This is a genomic window from Actinospineispora acaciae DSM 45401 (assembly GCF_000620785.1).
In the GTDB taxonomy this organism is placed as follows: Bacteria; Actinomycetota; Actinomycetes; order Mycobacteriales; family Pseudonocardiaceae; genus Pseudonocardia; species Pseudonocardia acaciae.
Window position 1 is genome coordinate 1,298,240 of sequence record NZ_JIAI01000001.1, and the last position, 18,632, is coordinate 1,316,871.

19 protein-coding genes and 1 pseudogene are annotated in these 18,632 nt (G+C 71.6%); 6 read left to right on the forward strand and 14 right to left on the reverse strand.

The features are described from left to right. Nucleotides 1–4 precede the first annotated feature (4 nt). Nucleotides 5–1,435 (forward strand): annotated as a pseudogene (locus tag N912_RS65570) (DHA2 family efflux MFS transporter permease subunit); the annotation flags it as partial. A 10-nt stretch (nt 1,436–1,445) separates the two neighbouring features. On the opposite strand, the gene N912_RS49865 reads toward N912_RS65570, so the two are convergent. Then, a complete protein-coding gene (locus N912_RS49865) occupies nt 1,446–2,501 on the reverse strand; it encodes a GlxA family transcriptional regulator (RefSeq protein ID WP_425415270.1) in 1,056 nt (351 codons plus the stop codon). An 84-nt stretch (nt 2,502–2,585) separates the two neighbouring features. On the opposite strand from N912_RS49865, the gene N912_RS0106305 reads away from it, so the two are divergent. Together N912_RS0106305 and N912_RS0106310 are read left to right on the forward strand one after the other, a co-directional pair. Further along, complete coding sequence (locus N912_RS0106305) at nt 2,586–3,461, forward strand: NAD(P)-dependent oxidoreductase (RefSeq protein WP_028921774.1); 876 nt, start codon at nt 2,586–2,588, stop codon at nt 3,459–3,461. A gap of 236 nt (nt 3,462–3,697) precedes the next feature. Further along, nucleotides 3,698–5,410, forward strand: coding sequence for an MFS transporter (locus N912_RS0106310; RefSeq protein ID WP_028921775.1), 1,713 nt, complete (start codon nt 3,698–3,700; stop codon nt 5,408–5,410). Between the two features lies 1 nt (nt 5,411). Here N912_RS0106310 and N912_RS49870 read toward each other — a convergent pair whose 3' ends face one another. From N912_RS49870 to N912_RS0106330, 4 genes are read right to left on the reverse strand one after another with little or no spacing between them, the layout of a single operon-like run. Further along, on the reverse strand, nt 5,412–6,611 hold the full coding sequence (locus N912_RS49870) for an MFS transporter (RefSeq protein WP_037062890.1): 1,200 nt from the start codon (nt 6,609–6,611) through the stop codon (nt 5,412–5,414). Next, nucleotides 6,592–7,605 carry an LLM class flavin-dependent oxidoreductase gene (locus N912_RS0106320; RefSeq protein WP_051579751.1) on the reverse strand — a complete coding sequence of 338 codons (1,014 nt, stop codon included), beginning with the start codon at nt 7,603–7,605 and terminating at the stop codon, nt 6,592–6,594. The genes N912_RS49870 and N912_RS0106320 overlap by 20 nt, the downstream gene beginning before the upstream one ends. Further along, the gene (locus N912_RS0106325) at nt 7,602–7,982 is read right to left on the reverse strand and encodes a Rid family hydrolase (protein ID WP_028921777.1); all 381 of its coding nucleotides are present in this window, start codon (nt 7,980–7,982) and stop codon (nt 7,602–7,604) included. Before N912_RS0106325 ends, N912_RS0106320 begins: the two co-directional genes overlap by 4 nt. Further along, nucleotides 7,982–9,334 carry an MFS transporter gene (locus N912_RS0106330; protein WP_028921778.1) on the reverse strand — a complete coding sequence of 451 codons (1,353 nt, stop codon included), beginning with the start codon at nt 9,332–9,334 and terminating at the stop codon, nt 7,982–7,984. The genes N912_RS0106325 and N912_RS0106330 overlap by 1 nt, the downstream gene beginning before the upstream one ends. 223 nt (nt 9,335–9,557) lie before the next feature. Here N912_RS0106330 and N912_RS0106335 point away from each other — a divergent pair, with 223 nt between their 5' ends. Both N912_RS0106335 and N912_RS0106340 read left to right on the forward strand, forming a co-directional pair. Then, nucleotides 9,558–9,950, forward strand: a complete 393-nt coding sequence (locus tag N912_RS0106335) for a helix-turn-helix domain-containing protein (protein ID WP_028921779.1) — start codon at nt 9,558–9,560, stop codon at nt 9,948–9,950. Between the two features lie 9 nt (nt 9,951–9,959). Beyond that, complete coding sequence (locus N912_RS0106340) at nt 9,960–10,313, forward strand: GatB/YqeY domain-containing protein (protein ID WP_028921780.1); 354 nt, start codon at nt 9,960–9,962, stop codon at nt 10,311–10,313. Here N912_RS0106340 and N912_RS0106345 read toward each other — a convergent pair. From N912_RS0106345 to N912_RS0106380, 8 genes are all read right to left on the reverse strand, one after another. Then, nucleotides 10,310–10,897: an AmiS/UreI family transporter gene (locus N912_RS0106345; RefSeq protein WP_028921781.1), complete on the reverse strand. Its 588-nt coding sequence runs from the start codon at nt 10,895–10,897 to the stop codon at nt 10,310–10,312. The genes N912_RS0106340 and N912_RS0106345 overlap by 4 nt on opposite strands. Nucleotides 10,898–10,935: 38 nt before the next feature. After that, nucleotides 10,936–11,310, reverse strand: a complete 375-nt coding sequence (locus N912_RS66950) for an FmdB family zinc ribbon protein (protein WP_084210620.1) — start codon at nt 11,308–11,310, stop codon at nt 10,936–10,938. After that, nucleotides 11,201–12,454: a formamidase gene (gene fmdA, locus N912_RS0106355; protein ID WP_028921783.1), complete on the reverse strand. Its 1,254-nt coding sequence runs from the start codon at nt 12,452–12,454 to the stop codon at nt 11,201–11,203. The genes N912_RS66950 and fmdA overlap by 110 nt, the downstream gene beginning before the upstream one ends. Before the next feature lie 69 nt (nt 12,455–12,523). Then, complete coding sequence (locus N912_RS49875) at nt 12,524–12,994, reverse strand: universal stress protein (protein WP_051579753.1); 471 nt, start codon at nt 12,992–12,994, stop codon at nt 12,524–12,526. 44 nt (nt 12,995–13,038) lie between these two features. Then, a complete protein-coding gene (gene crcB / locus N912_RS0106365) occupies nt 13,039–13,413 on the reverse strand; it encodes a fluoride efflux transporter CrcB (RefSeq protein WP_028921784.1) in 375 nt (124 codons plus the stop codon). After that, on the reverse strand, nt 13,410–13,796 hold the full coding sequence (locus N912_RS49880) for a fluoride efflux transporter FluC (RefSeq protein ID WP_245645190.1): 387 nt from the start codon (nt 13,794–13,796) through the stop codon (nt 13,410–13,412). The genes crcB and N912_RS49880 overlap by 4 nt, the downstream gene beginning before the upstream one ends. A gap of 11 nt (nt 13,797–13,807) precedes the next feature. Next, nucleotides 13,808–15,172 carry an aspartate aminotransferase family protein gene (locus N912_RS0106375; protein WP_169747821.1) on the reverse strand — a complete coding sequence of 455 codons (1,365 nt, stop codon included), beginning with the start codon at nt 15,170–15,172 and terminating at the stop codon, nt 13,808–13,810. Between the two features lie 28 nt (nt 15,173–15,200). Beyond that, nucleotides 15,201–16,346: a hypothetical protein gene (locus N912_RS0106380; RefSeq protein WP_028921786.1), complete on the reverse strand. Its 1,146-nt coding sequence runs from the start codon at nt 16,344–16,346 to the stop codon at nt 15,201–15,203. Nucleotides 16,347–16,469: 123 nt separating this feature from the next. Between N912_RS0106380 and N912_RS0106385 the strand changes: the two genes are divergently transcribed. Continuing rightward, the gene (locus N912_RS0106385) at nt 16,470–17,264 is read left to right on the forward strand and encodes an IclR family transcriptional regulator (protein WP_028921787.1); all 795 of its coding nucleotides are present in this window, start codon (nt 16,470–16,472) and stop codon (nt 17,262–17,264) included. On the opposite strand, the gene N912_RS0106390 is transcribed toward N912_RS0106385, so the two are convergent. Beyond that, complete coding sequence (locus tag N912_RS0106390; protein ID WP_084210621.1) at nt 17,241–18,572, reverse strand: MFS transporter; 1,332 nt, start codon at nt 18,570–18,572, stop codon at nt 17,241–17,243. The two genes, N912_RS0106385 and N912_RS0106390, sit on opposite strands and share 24 nt — an antisense overlap. Between the last annotated feature and the right edge of the window lie 60 nt (nt 18,573–18,632).

Genomic DNA, 18,632 nt, shown 5'->3' on the forward strand with positions numbered 1-18,632 from the left:
GCTCATGCTGGGCACGTTCATGGGCGCGCTGGACACCAGCAGCGTGAACGTCGCGCTGCCGACGATCGAGCACTCGATGGGCATCAGCCCCGACGACGGAAAGTGGATCTCCACCGCCTACACCCTGTCCATGGGGGTGGCGATCCCGCTGAGCAAGTGGCTGAGCGAACGGGTCGGCATCACCCGGCTCTACGTCTACTGCCTGATCGCGTTCACCGTCGGATCGGCGCTGTGCGGGCTGGCCTGGAACCTGACGAGCATCGTGGCCTTCCGCATCCTGCAGGCCATCCCCGGCGGCCTCATGCCGGTGGTCGGGATGACCTTGATCTTCATGATGGTGCCCAAGGAGAAGATCGGCACCGCGATGGGGATCTTCGGGGTGGGCGTGATCGTCGCGCCCGGGATCGGCCCCACGCTCGGGGGCTGGCTGGTGGAGTACTCGACGTGGCCGATGCTGTTCTACTGCAAGATCCCGATCGGGGTGCTCGCGGCCATCGCCGCGCGCCTGATCCTGCCGCAGCGCAAGCCGACGAGCTGGCCCCGGTTCGACCCGTGGGGCTTCGCCACGATCGCCGTCGCGCTGTTCTCCCTGCTGCTGGCCACCTCCCAGGGACAGGACTGGGGCTGGACCAGCTACCCGACGCTGATCCTGCTCACGGTCAGCCTGCTGTGCTTCGCGCTGTTCGTGGTCATCGAGAACGAGCTGGACAACCCGCTGCTCGACCTGCGGGTGTTCAGGTCATGGCCGTTCGTGAACTCGATGTTCATCATCTTCCTGATCACGTTCGCGATGTTCGGCACGCTGTTCTACATCCCCCAGCTGCTGCTCGGCGTGATGGGCCTGTCGCCGCTGGACGCCGGGCTGGCGATGATGCCCACCGCGGCGTGCATGGCGGTCATGATGCCGATCGCCGGCCGGCTCTCCGACAGGTTCGGACCCCGGCTGCCGGCGAGCACCGGCATGCTCATCGCCACCTTCGCGTTCGTGCACCTCGCGCAGATCACCAGGGACGTGCCGAAGGAGAACGTCATCTTCTGGGCCAGCGTGTTCAACCTGGGCCTCGGGCTGACCATGATGCCGGTGACCAGCGGCGGGGTCGCCGCGCTCGCGCCCAGGCTGGTCAACAGCGGCAGCGCACTGAACCAGGTGGGCCTGCGGTCGGCGTCCGCGCTCGCGGTCGCCGCCCTGGGCGCGCTGTCCACCGCCCAGTCGGCGCAGATGATGTCCGACCGAGGCGCCATGGTCAACACCGGTCTCGGTCCTCGGCCCGCCGGCGCCGCCGCCCCCGCGACCGCCACCGCCACCGCCGCCGCCGGGAAGGGCGGCGCGACCGACCTCTACCCGCTCTACTCGGTGCTCAAGCTGGAGGTCACGGCGACCGCGTACGCCAACATGTTCGTCCTGCTCGCGGCGATGTGCGCGCTCGCGGGCGTGCTCGCCCTGTTCATGCCGGGTCGCCGGCCCGCCGCCTCGGCCCCGCCGCCACCGCCGAGGGCGACTCTCGCCCGGGCCGGTGCGACGCCCGGAGCCGCCGGGGGAAGGTTCGCCGGTAGTCGCCGGGCGAGATCCCGATCTGTTTGACGAAGTGGTAGCGCAGGTTGTTGGCGGTGCCGAGGCCGCTGAGCTTCGCGATCCGCTCCACCGGGAGGTCGGTGGACTCCAGCAGGCTCTGCGCTCGGCCCAGGCGCTGGTTGAGCAGCCACCGCAGCGGAGTCGTCCCGGTGGCTTCCCGCAGCCGTCGGTAGAAGGTCCGTGGGCTGACCGCCGCGCGCCGGGCCAGGTCGTCGATGGTCAGCGGCCGGTCGAGGTGGGCTCGTGCCCAGTCCAGCACGGGGGTGAGCCCGTTGCCGTCGGTGGTCGGGACGGACAGGTCGATGAACTGCGCCTGGCCGCCGGGCCGGTGCGCGGGAACCACCATCCGGCGGGCCAGCTGGTTGGCGACGTGCGCGCCGAGGTCGCGGCGGACCAGGTGCAGGCAGAGGTCGAGCCCGGCGGTCATCCCGGCGCTGGTGAGCACGTCGCCGTCGTCCACGTAGAGCACCGAGTCGTCGACCAGCACCTTCGGGTAGCGCTCGGCGAGTTGCGCGGTGTGCATCCAGTGCGCGGTGGCGCGCCGGCCGTCGAGCAGCCCCGCCTCGGCGAGCGCGAACGCGCCGACGCACAGCGAGACCATCCGGGCGCCCGCCTCATGCGCACGACGCAGGGCGGCGACCAGCTCGGGCGGCACGGGGGCGTCCGCCTCGATGACCTCGTCCGGCACCCACGCCACGATGACCGTGTCGGCGCCGACGATGTCGTCGAGCCGGTGCCGGCTGCGCAGGGCGAGCCCTCGGACGGGCTCCCGCGCCCTGGCGTCGGTCCCGCACAGCCACAGGTCGTACCAGGGGTCGGCGAGGTCCGGCTGCGGCATCCCGAACACGGTCGCGGGGATGCCCAGCTCGTACAGGTCCAGCACGCCGACCTCGTCGGGCACGACCAGGGCGACGGAACCAGCGCTCACGCCCGCCATCGTATGGCAGGAATTTGGCGTTGCCGGTCATTCCTGTCACTGGCCGGGTCCGCCGGCCGCGGCGAGCCTGGACCCATGGACACGACACAGCGGCCGGTCACCGTCATCGGCCTGGGCAACCTGGGGCGCGCGCTGGCCGAGACGCTCCTGCGCAACGGCCATCCGACGACGGTCTGGAACCGTTCCCCGGCCAGGGCGGAGCCGCTCGCCGCCGGTGGGGCGACGGTGGCGGCGACGGCCGCCGAGGCGATCGCCGCCGGCGAGCTGGTGCTCGTCGCCCTGCTCGATCCCCCGGCCGTTCGGGAGGTGCTGGCCGGCGCGGCCCAGGCCGTTCGCGGGCGCGCGCTGGTGAACCTCACCTCCGGCGGGCCGGAGCACGCCCGGGAGCTGGCCGGGTGGGCGGCTCGGCACGGGGCGCAGTACCTGCACGCGGCCGTGTACGCGGTGCCTCAGACGATCGGCACCGCCCAGTCGTCGATCAACTACAGCGGTTCGGCGGCGGTCCACGAGCGCTGGCGCGACCAGCTGGCGGTACTCGGCAGGGGCACCTTCGTCGGCGCCGACGCCGGTCGTGCCTCGGTGCACGACGTGGCCATCCTCGCCGGGATGTATGGCATGCTCGGCGGGTTCCTGCACGCCGCCGCGATGGCGAAGGCCGAGGGGATCAGCGCCGCGGAGCTCACCCCGATGCTGGTGTCCTGGCTGGGCGACGCGTTCCCGGCGCTGTCCACGTTCGCCGAGGAGATCGACCGCGCGGACTACACCACCGACGAGTCCAACCTCGCCATCAACCAGGCCGGGCTGGCCACGATCATCCACGCCAGCCGGTCGCTGGGCGTGCCCGCCGACACGCTGGTCCCGTTGAAGGAACTGATCGACAAGCAGGTCGCCGCCGGCCACGGCGCGGCCAGCCTCACGCGCGTCGTCGAGTCGCTGCGGAAAGGCACATGAGCACCGCGGTCAGCGCGTTCACCGACCTGGAAGCCGAGTTCAACGCCTACATCGCTACGTCGGGGCCATCAACTACGGCGAATCCAGGTCATCCGGGGAAGAGACCTGCGCAGCCGAATCTGGCGGGCGGCGTGACGTTGCCCTCGAACGCCGCCGGCCGGCCGCCACCGCGTTGCGGACCGCTTCCCGCAGGTTCATAATTACCTTATGCATAATGTGGTTATGGACTGCTCGGCATGAGCGCGTCCGAGGCGAAGGCCGCGAGCCCGTTCAGGCAGCCACGGGCGGTGTGGGCGGTGGCGTTCGCCTGTGTCATCTCGTTCATGGGCATCGGGCTGGTCGACCCGATCCTGCCCGCCCTGGGCGCCAGCCTGCGGGCGACGCCGGCCCAGGTGTCGCTGCTGTTCACCAGCTACCTGGTCGTCACCGCGGTGGCGATGCTCGTCGTCGGCTGGGTGTCCAGCCGGCTGGGTGCCAAGCGCACGCTGGTCATCGGCCTGGCGCTGATCGTGGTGTTCGCGGCGCTGGCCGGGCTGTCCGGCTCGATCGGTGGCATCGTCGGGTTCCGCGCGGGCTGGGGCCTGGGCAACGCCCTGTTCATCGCGACCAGCCTCTCGGTGATCGTCGCCTCGGCCAGCGGCGGCTTCGGCGGCGCGATCATCCTGTACGAGACGGCGCTCGGCCTTGGCATCGCGGTGGGGCCGCTGCTCGGCGGCGAGCTGGGCGCGATCAGCTGGCGCGGGCCGTTCTTCGGCGTGGCCGTGCTGATGGCCATCGCACTGGTCGCGACGCTGGCGTTCGTGCCACGGGGGTCCAAGCCCGCGCACCGCACCTCGCTGGCCGCGCCGCTCAGGGCGCTGCGGCACCGGGGCCTGGCGACCATGGGCGTCATGGCGCTGCTGTACAACTGGGGCTTCTTCACGATGCTCGGCTACGCGCCGTACCCGATGAAGCTCGACGCGCACCACCTCGGCCTGGTGTTCACCGGCTGGGGGCTGCTGGTCGCCGCGTTCAGCGTGCTGGTGGCGCCCCGGCTGCAGGCCCGGTTCGGCACCGCCAAGGTGCTCTACGCGAACCTGGCCGGGCTCGGCATCGTGATGGCTGCGATCGCGGCCGGCGTGGACACCCCCGAGGTCGTGATCGTGGCGGTCATCGCCAGCGGCGCGTTCATCGGCATCAACAACACCCTGACCACGCAGGCGGTCATGCTGGTCTCCCCGGTGGAGCGGCCGATCGCCTCGTCCGCGTACGGCTTCGTGCGCTTCATCGGTGGCGGGCTGGCGCCGTTCGCCGCCGGCAAGCTGGCCGAGGCCAGCAACCTGGGCGTGCCGTTCTACGTCGGCGCCGGCGCGTTCCTGCTCGCCATCGCCGTGCTCGCGTCCGGCCACAAGCTGGTGGACGCCGCCGAGCACACCGAGGCCCCGGTCCGCGCCGGCCTGGAGCGCGTCGGGCGGGCGCCGGCGCCGGAGTACCGGCCGGTGATCGTGGCGGTGGCCGCCAACGAGAACGCCGAGAGCAACGTCGACGCGGCCGCCGCGCTCGCCCGGAGCACCGCCAGCCCGCTGGAGGTCGTCCACCTGCGCGAGACCGCCGTGGTCGAGGACCAGGCCGTCGACGCCGAGGACGCCGAGCAGGCCAGGGCCAGGGTCCGCCGGCACCTCGAGCGCCTCGCCGAGCGTGGCATCGCCGCGACCGGGCAGGTGCTCACCAGCGTCGGTGACCACGCAGCGGCGGGCCGGGTGCTGGCCGAGCACGCGGCGGAGGTCTCGGCGCGCGCGGTCGCGGTCGGCCGTTCCCCGCGCGGGCCGATCGCCCAGTTCGCCGAGGGCAGCTTCACCTCCGCGCTGGCCCACCACGCCCCGTGCACGGTGGTGTTCGTCCGCCCCGACTCACCGCCGCACCCCCTGACCGCGGACTCGCTGGAGGGCCTGCGCCGCCAGTCCGCGTAGCTCACGACCGCCAGGCCCGGCGCGCGGTCAGCAGGGACAGCGGCACGAACGCGAGGGCGAACAGCTGCACGGCGCGCGTCGTGTCCAGCACCGTCGCGAGCAGCCCGACGCCGATGACCGGAACCCCGAAGGCGAGGTAGGTGACCGTGTAGAAGGCCGCGATGACCCCCGAGCGCTCCGCCTCGGTGGACGTCTCGTTGACCTGACGCATGGCGCCCATGAACGCGAGCCCCTGGCCGACCCCCGCCACCAGCGAGCAGGCCAGCACCAGCGCGGACGAGCGCCACGCCCCGGCCGGCAGCAGCCCGACCACCCCGGCCACCAGCACCAGCAGGCCGAACGCCTGCGCCTTGCGGGTGTCCAGGGTGCGAGCGAGCAGCTGGGTGACCGAGGCCGCCAGCAAGATCATCCCCGAGGCCAGCCCGGCGAGCACCAGGTTCGGCCGTTCGGCGAACGCGGCCAGGTACGACGGCACCTGCGCCAGGCACAGCGCGGTCACCGCCCAGCCCAGCGCGCTCACCGCCGCGGCCACCCGGAACCGGGCGCGCGCTCGGGCCGGGACCGCCGGCACCCGGGGGCGCCAGGCGTCGCCGAGCCGGCCCAGCTCCCCCGACAGCCTCATCACGGCGACCGAGGCGACCAGCAGCAGCGCTATCTCGATCACGTAGCAGAGCCGGGTGGGCTGGGGCAGATAGGTGGCGCTGAGCCCGGCCAGGACGGGCCCGATGCCATTGCCGGCGGTGGTCGTCAGCGTCGCCAGCAGCGACGCGCGCGTCCGGTTCCCCGAGGGCGCGGTCGCGAGCAGCGCGCTGGTGAGGGTCCCCGCCGCGGCCCCGACCGCGACACCCTGCACAGCTCGCGCGGCATACAGCCAGCCGACGCCGCGCGCCGCGGCGAACAGCCCCATCGCCACCGCCGCGCACGCCAGCGCCGGCACCAGCACGCGGCGGTAGCCCAGCGTGTCGGCGAGCGGCGCGGCCAGGCACAGCGACGGCACCAGCGTGGCCACATAGGTGGCGAACACCAGCGTCAACGTCACCGGAGGGAACCCGAAGTCCCGCTCGTACCCGGGATACAGCGGGCTGGGCATGTTCGCGCCGATCAGCAGGACCAGCAGCGCGAACGCGACACCCACGAACCGGGACCGCTCGGCTCTGCCCCGGGACGGGCCGTCGCCGAGGTCAGGCGCCCGCTGGCTCATCGCCGAGCGCCGGCAGCACCCGCTCCCCCAGGACCCGCACCGCGCGTTCCGGGTCGGGGCCGAGCGGCGGGCCGAAGGACAGGTGGGTGGCACCGGCGGCGAGCAGCCCGCGACACCGGGCGAGCACGTCGTCCGCTCCGCCCGCGATGCCCAGGCCCAGCATCGCGGGGGTCACCAGCGAGCGGGCGCCGTCGACGTCTCCGGCCGCGAGCGCGGCCTGGATGGGGTCGAAGTCGCGCACCGACAGCCCCGCCCTGGCCAGCAGGTACGGCGCGAACGACGCCCCGTAGTAGGCGATCTTCTCGGCCAGCACCGAGGCGGCGGCGTCCGGGTCGTCGTCGATGGAGCACCAGAAGCAGGCGGCCAGGTCGAGGTCGGCCAGGGTCCGCCCGGCGCGCGAGGCTCCCCCGGCGATCTGTTCGGCCGCCGTGGCGAAGTGCTCCGGCGGGTACAGCAGCGGCAGCGCGCCGTCGGCCAGCTCGCCGGCCATGGCCAGCATCTTCGGGCTCATCGCGCCGAGGTAGATCGGCGTCGGCGCCGCTCCGGTGCGCAGGTGGGCCAGCTCCGTCCAGCCCGACCCCGAGCCGGGCACGGCGGCCGGCGAGTCCCCGGCGAGCAGCGCCCTGATCGCGGTGATCGCCGAGCGGGTGGTGCCCAGCGGCGCGGTCCGCTCCAGCCCCGCCCAGCCCAGGAAGTCCTGCGCGCCGGCGCCGAGGCCGAGCAGGAAACGCCCGCCGGAGACCTCCTGCAGGGTCGCGGCCATCATCGCGATCTCGGCCGGGTGCACGGAGTACGGGTTCCAGATCCCGGACCCGATCTTGATCTTCTCGGTCGCGGTGGCCAGCACCGTGAGGATGACCGGTCCGGAGCGCAGGAACAGGTCGTTGGACACCCACATCTGGTCGAACCCGTGCCGTTCGGCGGTGCGCGCGATGCGGGTCAGGGTCTCCACGTCGAGGTCGTTGTTGAGCCGGATGCTGGTCGTCACGCTCACCCGGCGGCCTCCGCGTCCAGCTCGACCTCGACCAGGACGCCGTCGTCGCCGATCAGCCCGGACACGAACAGCATGGTGTTGGCCGGGCGGTGCGCGGCGAACACCTCAGCGTGCGCCCGCGCGGCCCCTCGCCAGTCCGCCGACGGCGCGAGGTACACCCGCGTCCGCAGCACGCTCTCCGCCCCGCCACCGAGCCGCCGCACCGCATCCACCGCGCGCGCCAGGGCCTGCGCGGCCTGGGCGTAGGTGTCCAGCGTCTCGCCCGGCGCGAGCCTCGCGGTGGTGCCGCTCACCGCGATCCGGGATCCCTCCCGAGCCGCCCTGGCGTACCCCGCGATCTCCTCGGTCGCGCCGCCCTCGACGAACCGTGTCCGCACTACCCTGCCTCCCGCACCGTGTGTCCGTCCCCGCCATGACTGGCCTGGCCCAGCGTCTGCCGGCTGGTCTCCGGCGCCCACCTCCAGGCCACCGCCAGCCCGGCGGCCAGGATCACGGCGGTGATCAGGATCGTGGTGTGCACGCCGACCGCGTCGATGGCCAGCGGCAGCAGGAAGGTGCCCACCGCGGCCCCGACCCTGCTGATCGAGGTGCACAGCCCGACGCCGGACGCCCTGACCTCGGTGGGGAAGATCTCGCTCGGGTACACCGAGGTCACCACCTGCGCGCAGCCGATGATCAGGATGAACAGCGCGAGCAGCACCAGCGCCGCCGTGCCCGGCGCCCCACGCCACAGGCCGAGCACCACCGCGAGCAGCACCAGCGCGGCGGTGCTGGACAGGATGAACGGGCGGCGCCCCGCGTAGGCGATGGCGAAGATCCCGGCCGTGGACCCGATCAGCAGGAACAGGTTCGAGCCCAGCTCCCCGACCGCGTCGTCGTGCACGCCCAGCGAGGACAGCACCGAGGGCAGGAAGGTCAGGATCGCGAACAGCGGCACGACCTGGCTGAACCAGTAGACCCCGCCGACGGCGATCCGGGACCGGTACTCCCGGGAGAACAGGGTGCGGAAACGGGCCGGCCGTTCCAGGTCGCGCTCGTCCAGGTCGGAGAGGGTCGCGCGCGGGTCGATGTGCTCGCGCACCACCCGCAGCGCCTCCTCGGCGCGGCCGTGGCGCACCAGCCAGCGCGGCGACTCCGGGCAGCCGATCCGCATCAGCCCGACCAGGAACGCGGGCACCGCGGCGCTGGCCAGCATCCACTGCCACGCGTTCGGCCCCGACCCGCTCAGCAGCGAGCCGACCAGGTAGGACGCGAAGAACCCGATGCTCCAGATGGCGCTGATCGCCGCGAGCAGCGCGCCTCGGTAACGGCGCGGGGCGAACTCGGCGAGCATCGACGGCGAGATCGCATAGTCCGCGCCGATCGCGATGCCCAGCACCAGCCGCAGCGCGAACACCCACGCCACGTCGGTGACGACCAGGTGCAGCAGCGAGCCGACGACGAACACCGCCAGGTCGAGGGTGTAGATCGCGCGCCGGCCGACCCGGTCGGTCAGCCAGCCGAACAGCAGGCTCCCGACGAACAGCCCGATCAGCGCGGACGAGCCGAGCAGGCCCGTCCACACCGGCCCCAGCCGGACCTGCTCGGAGTAGTGGCTCAGCGCCGGCCCGATGATGCCGAGCATGTAGCCGTCGCACAGGATCCCGCCCGCGCTGAACGCGGCCACTCGCAGGTGGAACCGGTTCAGCGGGGCGTCGTCCATCGCCGTCGTCTCGGACCCGCTGTCCATACCCACCCCTCGCCGGCACCCGGTCCGGTACAGCTTCGCATCCCGGAGCGGAACGGCGCCCGTTGAAGGAGCGCGCAATAACAAATCAAAAACAGGGTTTCGTCAGAACGAAATGCCGGTTCAGCATGGAAAAAGGGCGCCGAAAGAATAGCGGCGCGGGCGGGCGATGGCCCAGGATGGGCGGGTGTCCGGAGGACGGTCCGCGGATAGGCGCTCGGGTGCCATGAGGTTGCTCGCGCTGCTCGCCGCCTTCGAGCGCGGCGACGACACGCTCGGCTTCGGAGAGCTGGCCGACGCGGCGGAGCTGCCCCCGTCCACCGCCCACCGCCTGGTCCGCGACCTGCTCGGGTGGGGCGCGCTCGAACGCACGTCCTCGGGCCGGTACCGGATCGGCGAACGCCTGCGGCGGCTCGATGCACGGTCGGGCAGGGAGCCCGACTTCGGCGGGTCGCGTGCCCCGTCCCCGATCCGCATCGGAACCATCGCGGGCCGCTACCGCCCGAGCGACCCGGGATGGACCGGCAAGCTCCTGCTCGCGACCGCCCCGTACCGGCCGCCGGCGCCCCCGGCCCGCTCCGCGACGACGTACGGCGGCGGTGGACCTCCTCCCCCGTAGCCTGGACGCATGCGCGCCAGCCTTCGCACGGACCTGACGGCGGCCCTCAAGACCCGCGACCGGGTCGCCGTCACCGCCCTTCGCTCGGCCCTGGCGGCGATCGAGAACGCCGAGGCCCTCCCCTCCGACGGCCGGCTCGACACCTCCACCGGCAGCGAGCACGTTGCCGGGGCGGCCGCCGGCCTGGGCGCGGCGGAGGCCGGACGCCGTCGGCTCACGGACGCCGACCTCCGCTCGATCGTCGAGAACGAGGTGCGGGAGCGCTCGGCGGCCGCGCGGGAGTACGAGCGGCTCGGTCGCGACGACCAGGCCGAGCGACTCCGCGCGGAGGCCGAGGTGCTGGCCCGCTACCTGACGGCTTAGAACGCGAGCGCGCCGACGAGGATCGCGAACCCCAGCGCCCACGCCGTGACGATGCCCACGGCGATGGTCAGCCACCCGACCGGGCGGGCGATGTTCTTGCCCAGCGCCAGCAGCGCCCAGAACAGGCCCCACAGGACGGCCCAGGCGAACCAGTCGAGCCCCAGCCACCACACGGCGGGGTTCCCGCCGGTCGCCGCCAGGGTGTAGATCCCGGCCGGGACCGCGGTGACCGCCACGAACAGGCAGTACCAGCCGAACGCGCGGCCCCCGGCATCCAGGAACTGGTTGAACGCCACCCACAGGTACGTGAACGCGAACAGGAAGATGTAGCCACCGCTTCGCACGGAGCTCAGGTCGTTCTTGACCCCGCCCTGCACGAGGAAGATGACCGCGATCACGACACCGACGAAACCCGTGAAGATATTCAGTACCGCCACTTCACGGTTTTGTATGAACAGCGGCGACCGTTCCCGTTGAGCCTCGCCCTCCGCCCCCGCCGGCACGGCCGCTGCCTGCCCGATCAGCCAGATGCCGTTCACACAGAGAACGGCCCCGACATACAACAACACAACGCCCAACAACATCGAAACTCACCCCGTGTCTTGTTCACGAGCGTGAAACATCAATGGCGGTGCAACGATGAGTGCGGCATGGGCCGTCCGCTTTTCGTGGACACCACTCGCGGCTGCTCGCTGCTGGCCTCCTCGGCGGCCAGCGCACGCCGCAGGGGTGAGCTCAGCGCGGGCAGGCTCGGCGGGGTGAACACCCGCCGAGCGCTGTCCCCACACGTCGGGCACCGCGTGTCATCGTCGACCTCGGCCATCGAGCACTGCCGCTCGAACCGGCCACAGTCGGTGCACCTGAAGACATACACCGGCATGTCGAGCTCAGCTCGTCCTCGCCGCCGCGCCGCGCGCCGCCGCGAGCGGGCCTTCCTTGTTCGGCCGGATATCGAAGTCGAATATCTCGGTCGGAAGGTAGAGCGAGCAGCACGCATTGGGAATGTCGACGACGCCGGAGACCCGGCCCTCGATCGGGGCGGACCCGAGCAGCAGGTAGGCCTGCTCGCCCGAGTACCCGAACTTCTTGAGGTACTCGATCGCGTTGAGGCACGCCCGGCGGTAGGCGACGGTGGCGTCGAGGTAGTAGTTCTCCCCCGTGTTCTCGTCCACCGACACGCCGATGAAGGTCAGGAACTCGCTGTAGCGGGGCTCGACACGGCCCGGGATGAGCACCGGGTTCGTGGTGATCCCGTACCTCTCCATGCCGCCCTTGATCAGGTCGACGCCGAAGTCGATGAACCCGCCCATCTCGATCGCGCCGCAGAACGTGATCTCGCCGTCGCCCTGGGAGAAGTGCAGGTCGCCGCCGGAGAGCTTGGCGCCGGGCACGTGGACCGGGTAGTAGACGCGGCTGCCCCTGGTGAAGTTCTTGATGTCGTGGTTGCCGCCGTTCTCCCTGGCCGGGACGGTCCGGGCGCCTTCCCGGCCGACGCGCGCCAGCTCCGCACCGGACAGCGTGCCGGCGAGGACCCCGTCCTCCAGCGGAGGCAGCGCGAGCGGCGGGACGCGGTCCGGGTCCCTGTCGATCAGCGCCTGCTCGCGGCGGTTCCACTCGGCGAGCAGCTCCGCGGACGGGGCGGTGCCGAACAGGCCGGGGTGGGTGATGCCGGTGTAGCGCACGCCCGGGACGTGCCGGGAGGTCGCCTCCTGGCCCCGGAAGTCCCAGATGGCCTTGTACGCGTCCGGGTAGTGGTCGGTCAGGAAGCCGCCGCCGTTCTCCTTGGAGAAGATCCCGGTGTAGCCCCAGCCCTGCCCGGGGGCGTCGCCCTGCTCCTGCGGCCCCTGGCACGGGCCGAGATCGAGAATGTCCACCACCAGGAGGTCGCCCGGCTCGGCGCCCTGGATCTCGACGGGTCCGCTCAGCATGTGCGCCACGTTGAGGTTGACGTCCCGTACGTCATTGGCGGAGTCGTTGTTGCCGAGCTGGGAGTCGGTCCACTCCCGGCACTCCACCCGGAAGTCCGAGCCCGGGCGCACCGACGCCGCCGGCGGGATGTCCGGGTGCCATCGGTTGTGCCCCGGGACGGCCTGATCCCGCATCGACTTGGTCTGATCAACACTGAATACGACCTCGGGCACAGCTCCTCCTTCCGGACACCCCCCACTCAAAATACTTCCGCATGAAAATATTCCTAGATCTTCATGATGTCAATGGCGCATATCCGGCGGTGGAATGACGAGCACCGGGCGGTGTTGGTAATGGATCACGGCGTGGGACACGGACGGTTCGAACAGCCTCGGGATGACCGTCCGAAGCCCCTCGCCCCGGGTGCCGACCGCGATGAGCAGGGCGTCGTGCTCGTCGGCGACGCGACACAGCTCGTCGGCCGGGTCGCCACGCCGGGTCTCGTAGTCCCAGCCGACGCCCCGGCCGGCGAGCAGCCGCGCCACGTGGTCGCGGTGCTCGGCGAGCTCGTCGCGGGCGCGTTCCTCCCAGTCGGCGGCGTCCGGATCGACCGGATAGTCCTCCAGGCAAGCCACGTGCACCACCCACAGCCGGGCGGCCAGCCGGCGGGCGAGGTCGGCGGCGGCGACCAGCGCGTGGTCGTTCTCCGAACCGGGGCCGTAACCGACGACGATCGTTGCCACCGTTGCCGCCGCCGCGTCCGAGTGCGTCATCTCGTCCCCGCCTGTCCCTGTGGGCGCGTCGGGTACCAGCCTGCTCAGGAATGCAGGACCACGCCAGTGAGCCACCACGAAAGGGCGGCCACCGCCAGGCCGGCGACCGCGCTGCCCGCCACGTTCGCCACCGCCGTGGCGCGCGCCCTGCCCTCGAGCAGGACGAAGGTCTCGTAGCTGAACGTGCTGTAGGTGGTCAGCGCGCCGCACAGGCCGACCATGACCGAGGACTGCACCGCCGCCGGCAGCACGTCGCTGACGCCGGTCAGGCCGCCGAGGATGAACGAGCCGATCATGTTCACGGTGAACGTGCCCCACGGGAACCGGGTGCGGTGGCGGGTCTGGACCGCGCGGTCGATCAGGTAGCGCGCCGGGGCCCCGATCGCCGCGCCCAGCGCCACCCACAGCACCGCGCTCATCGGTCGACCCATCGGGCCACCAGCCGGGTCGCCGCCGCCCCGGTCGCGCAGGCGAGCAGCGCGACCAGCGGGGTCAGCACGAAGTACGCGGCGGCCGCCCCGAGGCGCCCGGCGTCGGCCTGCGCCAGGACCTCGACGGTGTAGGAGGAGAACGTGGTGTAGCCGCCGAGGACCCCGACGCCGAGGAACGGGCGCACCAGCCGATGCGGCTCGACCAGCTCGGTGATCACCACCATCAGCACGCCGATCAACAGGCAACCGGTGATGTTGATCAGCAGCGTCGCCCACGGCCAGCCGCCGGGGCCGTGCGGCATCAGCAGGCCGAGCCCGTACCGGGCCTCGGCGCCGAGAATTCCGCCCAGCGCGACCGCGACGACGATCACGCCGGGCGACTCTACATCGCTCGTTCGGCTTTCAACCGTTCCAGCGAGGCGTCCACGGCTCGGAGGGTGTGCTCGACGTCGGCCTCGGAATGGGCGGCGGACACGAAGCACCGCGACCCCATCAGGTCCACCCCCTCCAGCAGCATCGCCTTGCGGAACAGGGCGCCGAGCGGGCCGTTTCCCCTGGCCAGCCGGGCGCCGTCCTCCTCGCGGTGGGAGCTGTCGCCGCGCAGCAGCCCCGGCGGGTCGCCCAGGAAGATGTTCAGGATCGAGCTTCGGCCGTACGCCATGCCCGGCACGGAGTGCCGCTCGAACGCGTCGTTGATCCCGTCGCGCAGGGTCGCCGCCCGGTCGGTGGCCCGCGCGACCGGCTCCTCGGCCTTGAGCAGGCGCAGCGTCGCCACGCCCGCGGCGGCCGCGAGCGGGTTGGCGTTCCAGGTCCCGGGGTGCGGAACCGTCCGGAACCGGGCCCACTCCGGGTCGTCGCCTCGGACCAGGGGTTCCATGAACCGCGAGCCGCCGGCGACGGCGCCCGCCGCGACACCGCCGCCGACGATCTTGCCGAGCGTGGTGAGGTCGGGGGTGACGCCGAAGTACTCCTGGGCCCCACCGCGCGCATAGCGGAAGCCGGTCACGACCTCGTCGAAGATCAGGACTATCCCCCGCTCCCGGGTGAGCCGGCGCAGGCCGGCCAGGAACTCCGGGTCGCTCGGGACGGTGTCGCCGTGCGCCCCGCCCGGCTCCAGGATCAGCCCGGCGATGTCGTCGCTGTTGTCGCTGCTCTCCACCAGCCGCCGGGTCGCGTCCAGGTCGTTGAACGGCGCCACCAGCACGGAGTCCCGCACGTCCGGCGTGAGGCCCACCGAGTAGGGCACGTCGAACGGCGGCATGTAGCCGACCATGACCGCGTCGTGCCAGCCGTGGAAGTTGTAGGTGAACTTCACGATCTTGTTCCGGCCGGTGTGGGCGCGGGCGAGGCGCAGCGCCATCTGGGTGGCCTCACCGCCCGCCGCCATGAACCGCACCTGCTCGGCCGAGGGCACCAGCTCACAGACCAGCCGCGCCCACTCCAGCCCGAGCTCCGTCTCGCCGCCCGCGTGCAGCCCGTTGGGCAGCTGCGCCGCGAGCGCCTCCAGCACGGCGGGGTGGCCGTGACCCAGCAGGTTCGCGCCGTGGCCCATCCAGTAGTCCACGTACTCGTGGCCGTCCACGTCCCACTTCCGCGCCCCCCGGCACCTGTCGATGAACAGCGGAAACGGGTCGAACGCCCGCGCGAGGTGGGTGGCGCCGCCGGGTACGAGGTCCGCCTGTTCCCGGAATCGGCGCTCCGAGATCGGGTTGGCCTGCCGGTACGCGTCGGCGACCGTTACGCTCACGGTTCCTGTCATCCGTCGGATCTCCTTGTCATGTCGTCGTCATTGTCGTCGTCGTAACCTTCGACCGGGCATTGATGAGATAGACGCCCCTGGTGAGCAGCGGCACCACGAAGATCAGCAAAAAGGCGTAGGCGAAGTATGTGTACCCCTTGTCGACCAGCGCGATGATGCCCAGCTGCGAGAGGAAGAACGACGCGGCGAGGATGACCGCCGAGCACGCCCCGCGCCTGGGCATCGTCAGCGCCTTCCGTCCTCCTTCCTCCAGCGAGCTGTTCACGCGTTGAATGAAGGCGTGGATGTTCGATGCGGACGTGTCGACGACCGCGTAGACGAACACGACGGCGAACAGGCCCGCAAAGACGCTGCCCCCGGACCGCTCGAACATGACCAGCCAGGGAATCGGCGCCTCGACGACGCTCTTCTCGTAGAAGCTGGCCAGCGCGAGATAGGTGAGCGCGAAGGGGACGACCACGAGCACCGAGGACAGAACGCCCGAGAACACGGCCTCCGACCTCCTGGTCTGCCGGTCGAGACAGAAGAGAACCGGAATGAGCGCGGAGATGTTGTACCCGACGTACACCAGCCCCGACAGTAGCGCCGCACCTAGGCTCGGCGAGGCGGCGAGCGACGTGTCCCCCCTGGTGAACAGGCTCTCCACCGCGTCCCAGCGCTGCACTAGCACGAAGATCGCGAATGCGCTGATCCCGCCGGAGAACAGCAGGCTCCCGAGCACGTCGAAGCGCTCGAAAAGGCCCCGGCCGAAGAAGAGAACCAGCCCGATGAGCACGAAGACACCCAACACCGCGACAAGATAGGGAACGCCGAACGCCCTCGACAGCACCTCGCCGACCCCGGACGTGACGATCCCCGTGACGAGAATGGTGAGCACAATCCACAACACGTCGAACAACGGCCACAGCGGGCCGACCAGCTCACGAATGTACTCGCGATAGTTGTACGTCCGCAGGACACGCGCCAGCTCGTACCCGAGGGCGCACAGCACCGCGAATCCCACGAATATGACGGGCAGCGTCCAGACGCCGACGGCGCCGAACTGCCCCGCGTACTGCGCCACTTCCCTACCGGTGCTGAACCCCGGACCCACCTCGACGATCTGGAAGACCGCCGCCGGCAGGAGTACCGCTCGACCGAACGATTGAACCGAGTTCCCCATGGCGTTTCCGTCCCGTAGGCATGACGGCTCGCCGTTGAGCCGCTCACCTACCATCCACCAGCCGCGTCACCGGCGCACCCCGGCGTACACTGCTTCCAAGATGTGGAAGGGGGACTCCTGGGTATGGCATCTGACGAACAGGCCGGCGGTGGCCCGGTGCTCGGCGCGCAGACGATCTCCCGCGCGTTCGCGGTGCTTCGCCTGTTCCGCGACCACCAGGGCGACCTGGGCGTGGGCGTGGTCGCGCGCGAGCTGGGCCTGAACCTGAGCACCACACACCGCATCGTGCGCGCCCTGGTCGCCGAGGGCTACCTGGCGCAGAACAAGGACAGCGAGCGCTACTACCTCGGCACCGCCGCGCTCCTGCTCGGCCAGGCCGCGCACCGCAACTTCGCGCTCGACGTGGTGTACCCGGTGCTGCGGCGGCTGGCCGAGGGCACCGGGGAGTCGGTCAACCTGGGCGTGCTCGCCGGCGACAAGGTGGTCGTCGTCGAGCGCGTCGAGTCCGCCAAGCCGCTGCGCTTCACCCAGCCGCCCGGCACCCGTGTCCCGCTGCACGCCTCGGCGATGGGCAAGTCGCTGCTCGCGTTCAACGAGGACGTCCGCGAGCACCACCTCACCAGCGGGCGCCGCCTGGACCGTCTGACGCCCAATACGCACACGACGCTCAAGGCCCTGCGCTCCGAGCTGGACCTGATCCGGGCCAGGGGCTGGAGCACCGACGACGAGGAGTCCCACGTCGGGGTCCGCTGCGTCGGCGCCCCGATCCGCGACGGGGCCAGCATCGCCAGGGCCGCGATCGCGGTGCAGGCGCCGTCGGTGCACGTCCCGGTCGAGCGCTTCGACGAGCTCGGACCCGAGGTGACCAGGGCCGCCAAGGAGATCTCCACCCTGCTACCCCCCGGCCACGGCTTCTGACTCACCGTCGGGCGTCGGGAGCTTCTTGGACGGGTCGATGCACAGGGCGGTGAGGCCGCCGATGACGAGCAGGCCGGCGGACACCGCGAACGGCACCACCCAGCCCTGGGTGCGGTCCACCAGCAGGCCGAAGACGGCCGGTGACACGATGCCGGCGAGGCCGAAGCCGGTGTTCATCAGGCCGCCGGCGGTCCCGGCGTGGTCGGGCGCGACGTCCATCGGGATCGACCAGAGGACGGCGTTGGTCAGCTCCAGGAAGAAGAACGCGAGCGCCAGGCAGATGGTGACCAGCACGAGCTGGTGCACGAACAGCGTGGGCACGATGAAGACGAACGAGCCCAGCAGGCCCACGACCAGCACCGAGCGGCGTGCGATGCGCAGGCTGCCGGTGCGGCGGAGCAGGGCGTCGGAGACCACCCCGCCCAGGGTGTCGCCGACCACGCCCGCCAGGAGCACCAGCGTGGTGAACAGCGCGAACTTCTCCAGCTGCAGGTGGTACCCGTTGGCGAAGAAGGACGGGATCCAGGTCAGGTACACCCACAGCATCCAGCCGTAGGTGAAGTCCACGAACGTGACGGGCAGGATGCGGCGCAGCAGCGGGCCCCACGGCACCGGCGGGCGCTGGTCGGCGCGCTGGCGCTCGCTGAGCTCGGACAGCTCCTCGTCGGTGATCCGGGGGTGTTCGGCCGGCCGGTCCCGGTAGCCGCGCAGCCACACCACCGCCCACACCAGGCTCACCGCGCCGAGCACCCAGAACGACGCCCGCCAGTCGAACAGCGCGATGATCCCGGCCACCGCCAGCGGCGCGACGGCGTTGCCGAGCCTGGCGAACGAGTGCGTGATGCCCTGGCCGAAGCCGCGCTGGTCGGCGGGTAGCCAGCGGGACATCGCCTGGGTGGCCCCGGGGAACGCCGCGCCCTCGCCGAAGCCCAGCGCCAGCCGCGCCGCGAACAGGCTGACCAGCCCGGTGGCGAACCCGGTGAGCGCGGTGGACAGCGCCCAGATCAGGCCCACGCCGAACAGCAGCCGGCGCGGACCGAACCGGTCGGCCAGCCAGCCGCCGAACACCTGGAAGAACGCGTACGGGATCGCGAACGCGGACAGCACCAGGCCCAGCTCAGTGTTGGACAGGTGCAGGTCAGCGCGGATGTAGGGCGCCGCCGTCGCGATGTTCACCCGGTCCACGTAGGTGATGAAGTACATCGCGCAGAGCAGCAGCAGGATCGAACCGCGCACCCGGCCCCGGTAGGCCCGCAGCAGCCCGGTGTTGACCGAGCCGGCCCGGCGGGTCGTCGTCCAAGACTTCATCGTCTGGCACCGCCTGATTCCAATTAGTGGAAGCGAATGCCACAATAAGGTAGAGAGCCG

What these genes read in the sequence shown, in the direction of transcription:
- N912_RS0106310 (WP_028921775.1), top strand. Translation starts at nt 3,698, where the DNA reads ATGAGCGCGTCCGAGGCGAAGGCCGCGAGCCCGTTCAGGCAGCCACGG.
- crcB (WP_028921784.1), bottom strand. Translation starts at nt 13,413, where the DNA reads ATGAGCGCGGTGCTGTGGGTGGCGCTGGGCGCGGCGATCGGGGCCCCG.
- N912_RS0106335 (WP_028921779.1), top strand. Translation starts at nt 9,558, where the DNA reads ATGAGGTTGCTCGCGCTGCTCGCCGCCTTCGAGCGCGGCGACGACACG.
- N912_RS0106330 (WP_028921778.1), bottom strand. Translation starts at nt 9,334, where the DNA reads ATGGACAGCGGGTCCGAGACGACGGCGATGGACGACGCCCCGCTGAAC.
- N912_RS0106305 (WP_028921774.1), top strand. Translation starts at nt 2,586, where the DNA reads ATGGACACGACACAGCGGCCGGTCACCGTCATCGGCCTGGGCAACCTG.
- N912_RS0106345 (WP_028921781.1), bottom strand. Translation starts at nt 10,897, where the DNA reads ATGTTGTTGGGCGTTGTGTTGTTGTATGTCGGGGCCGTTCTCTGTGTG.
- N912_RS0106390 (WP_084210621.1), bottom strand. Translation starts at nt 18,572, where the DNA reads ATGAAGTCTTGGACGACGACCCGCCGGGCCGGCTCGGTCAACACCGGG.
- N912_RS49870 (WP_037062890.1), bottom strand. Translation starts at nt 6,611, where the DNA reads ATGAGCCAGCGGGCGCCTGACCTCGGCGACGGCCCGTCCCGGGGCAGA.
- N912_RS0106385 (WP_028921787.1), top strand. Translation starts at nt 16,470, where the DNA reads ATGGCATCTGACGAACAGGCCGGCGGTGGCCCGGTGCTCGGCGCGCAG.
- N912_RS0106380 (WP_028921786.1), bottom strand. Translation starts at nt 16,346, where the DNA reads ATGGGGAACTCGGTTCAATCGTTCGGTCGAGCGGTACTCCTGCCGGCG.
- N912_RS0106340 (WP_028921780.1), top strand. Translation starts at nt 9,960, where the DNA reads ATGCGCGCCAGCCTTCGCACGGACCTGACGGCGGCCCTCAAGACCCGC.
- N912_RS66950 (WP_084210620.1), bottom strand. Translation starts at nt 11,310, where the DNA reads ATGCGTGCTGCTCGCTCTACCTTCCGACCGAGATATTCGACTTCGATA.
- N912_RS49875 (WP_051579753.1), bottom strand. Translation starts at nt 12,994, where the DNA reads ATGACGCACTCGGACGCGGCGGCGGCAACGGTGGCAACGATCGTCGTC.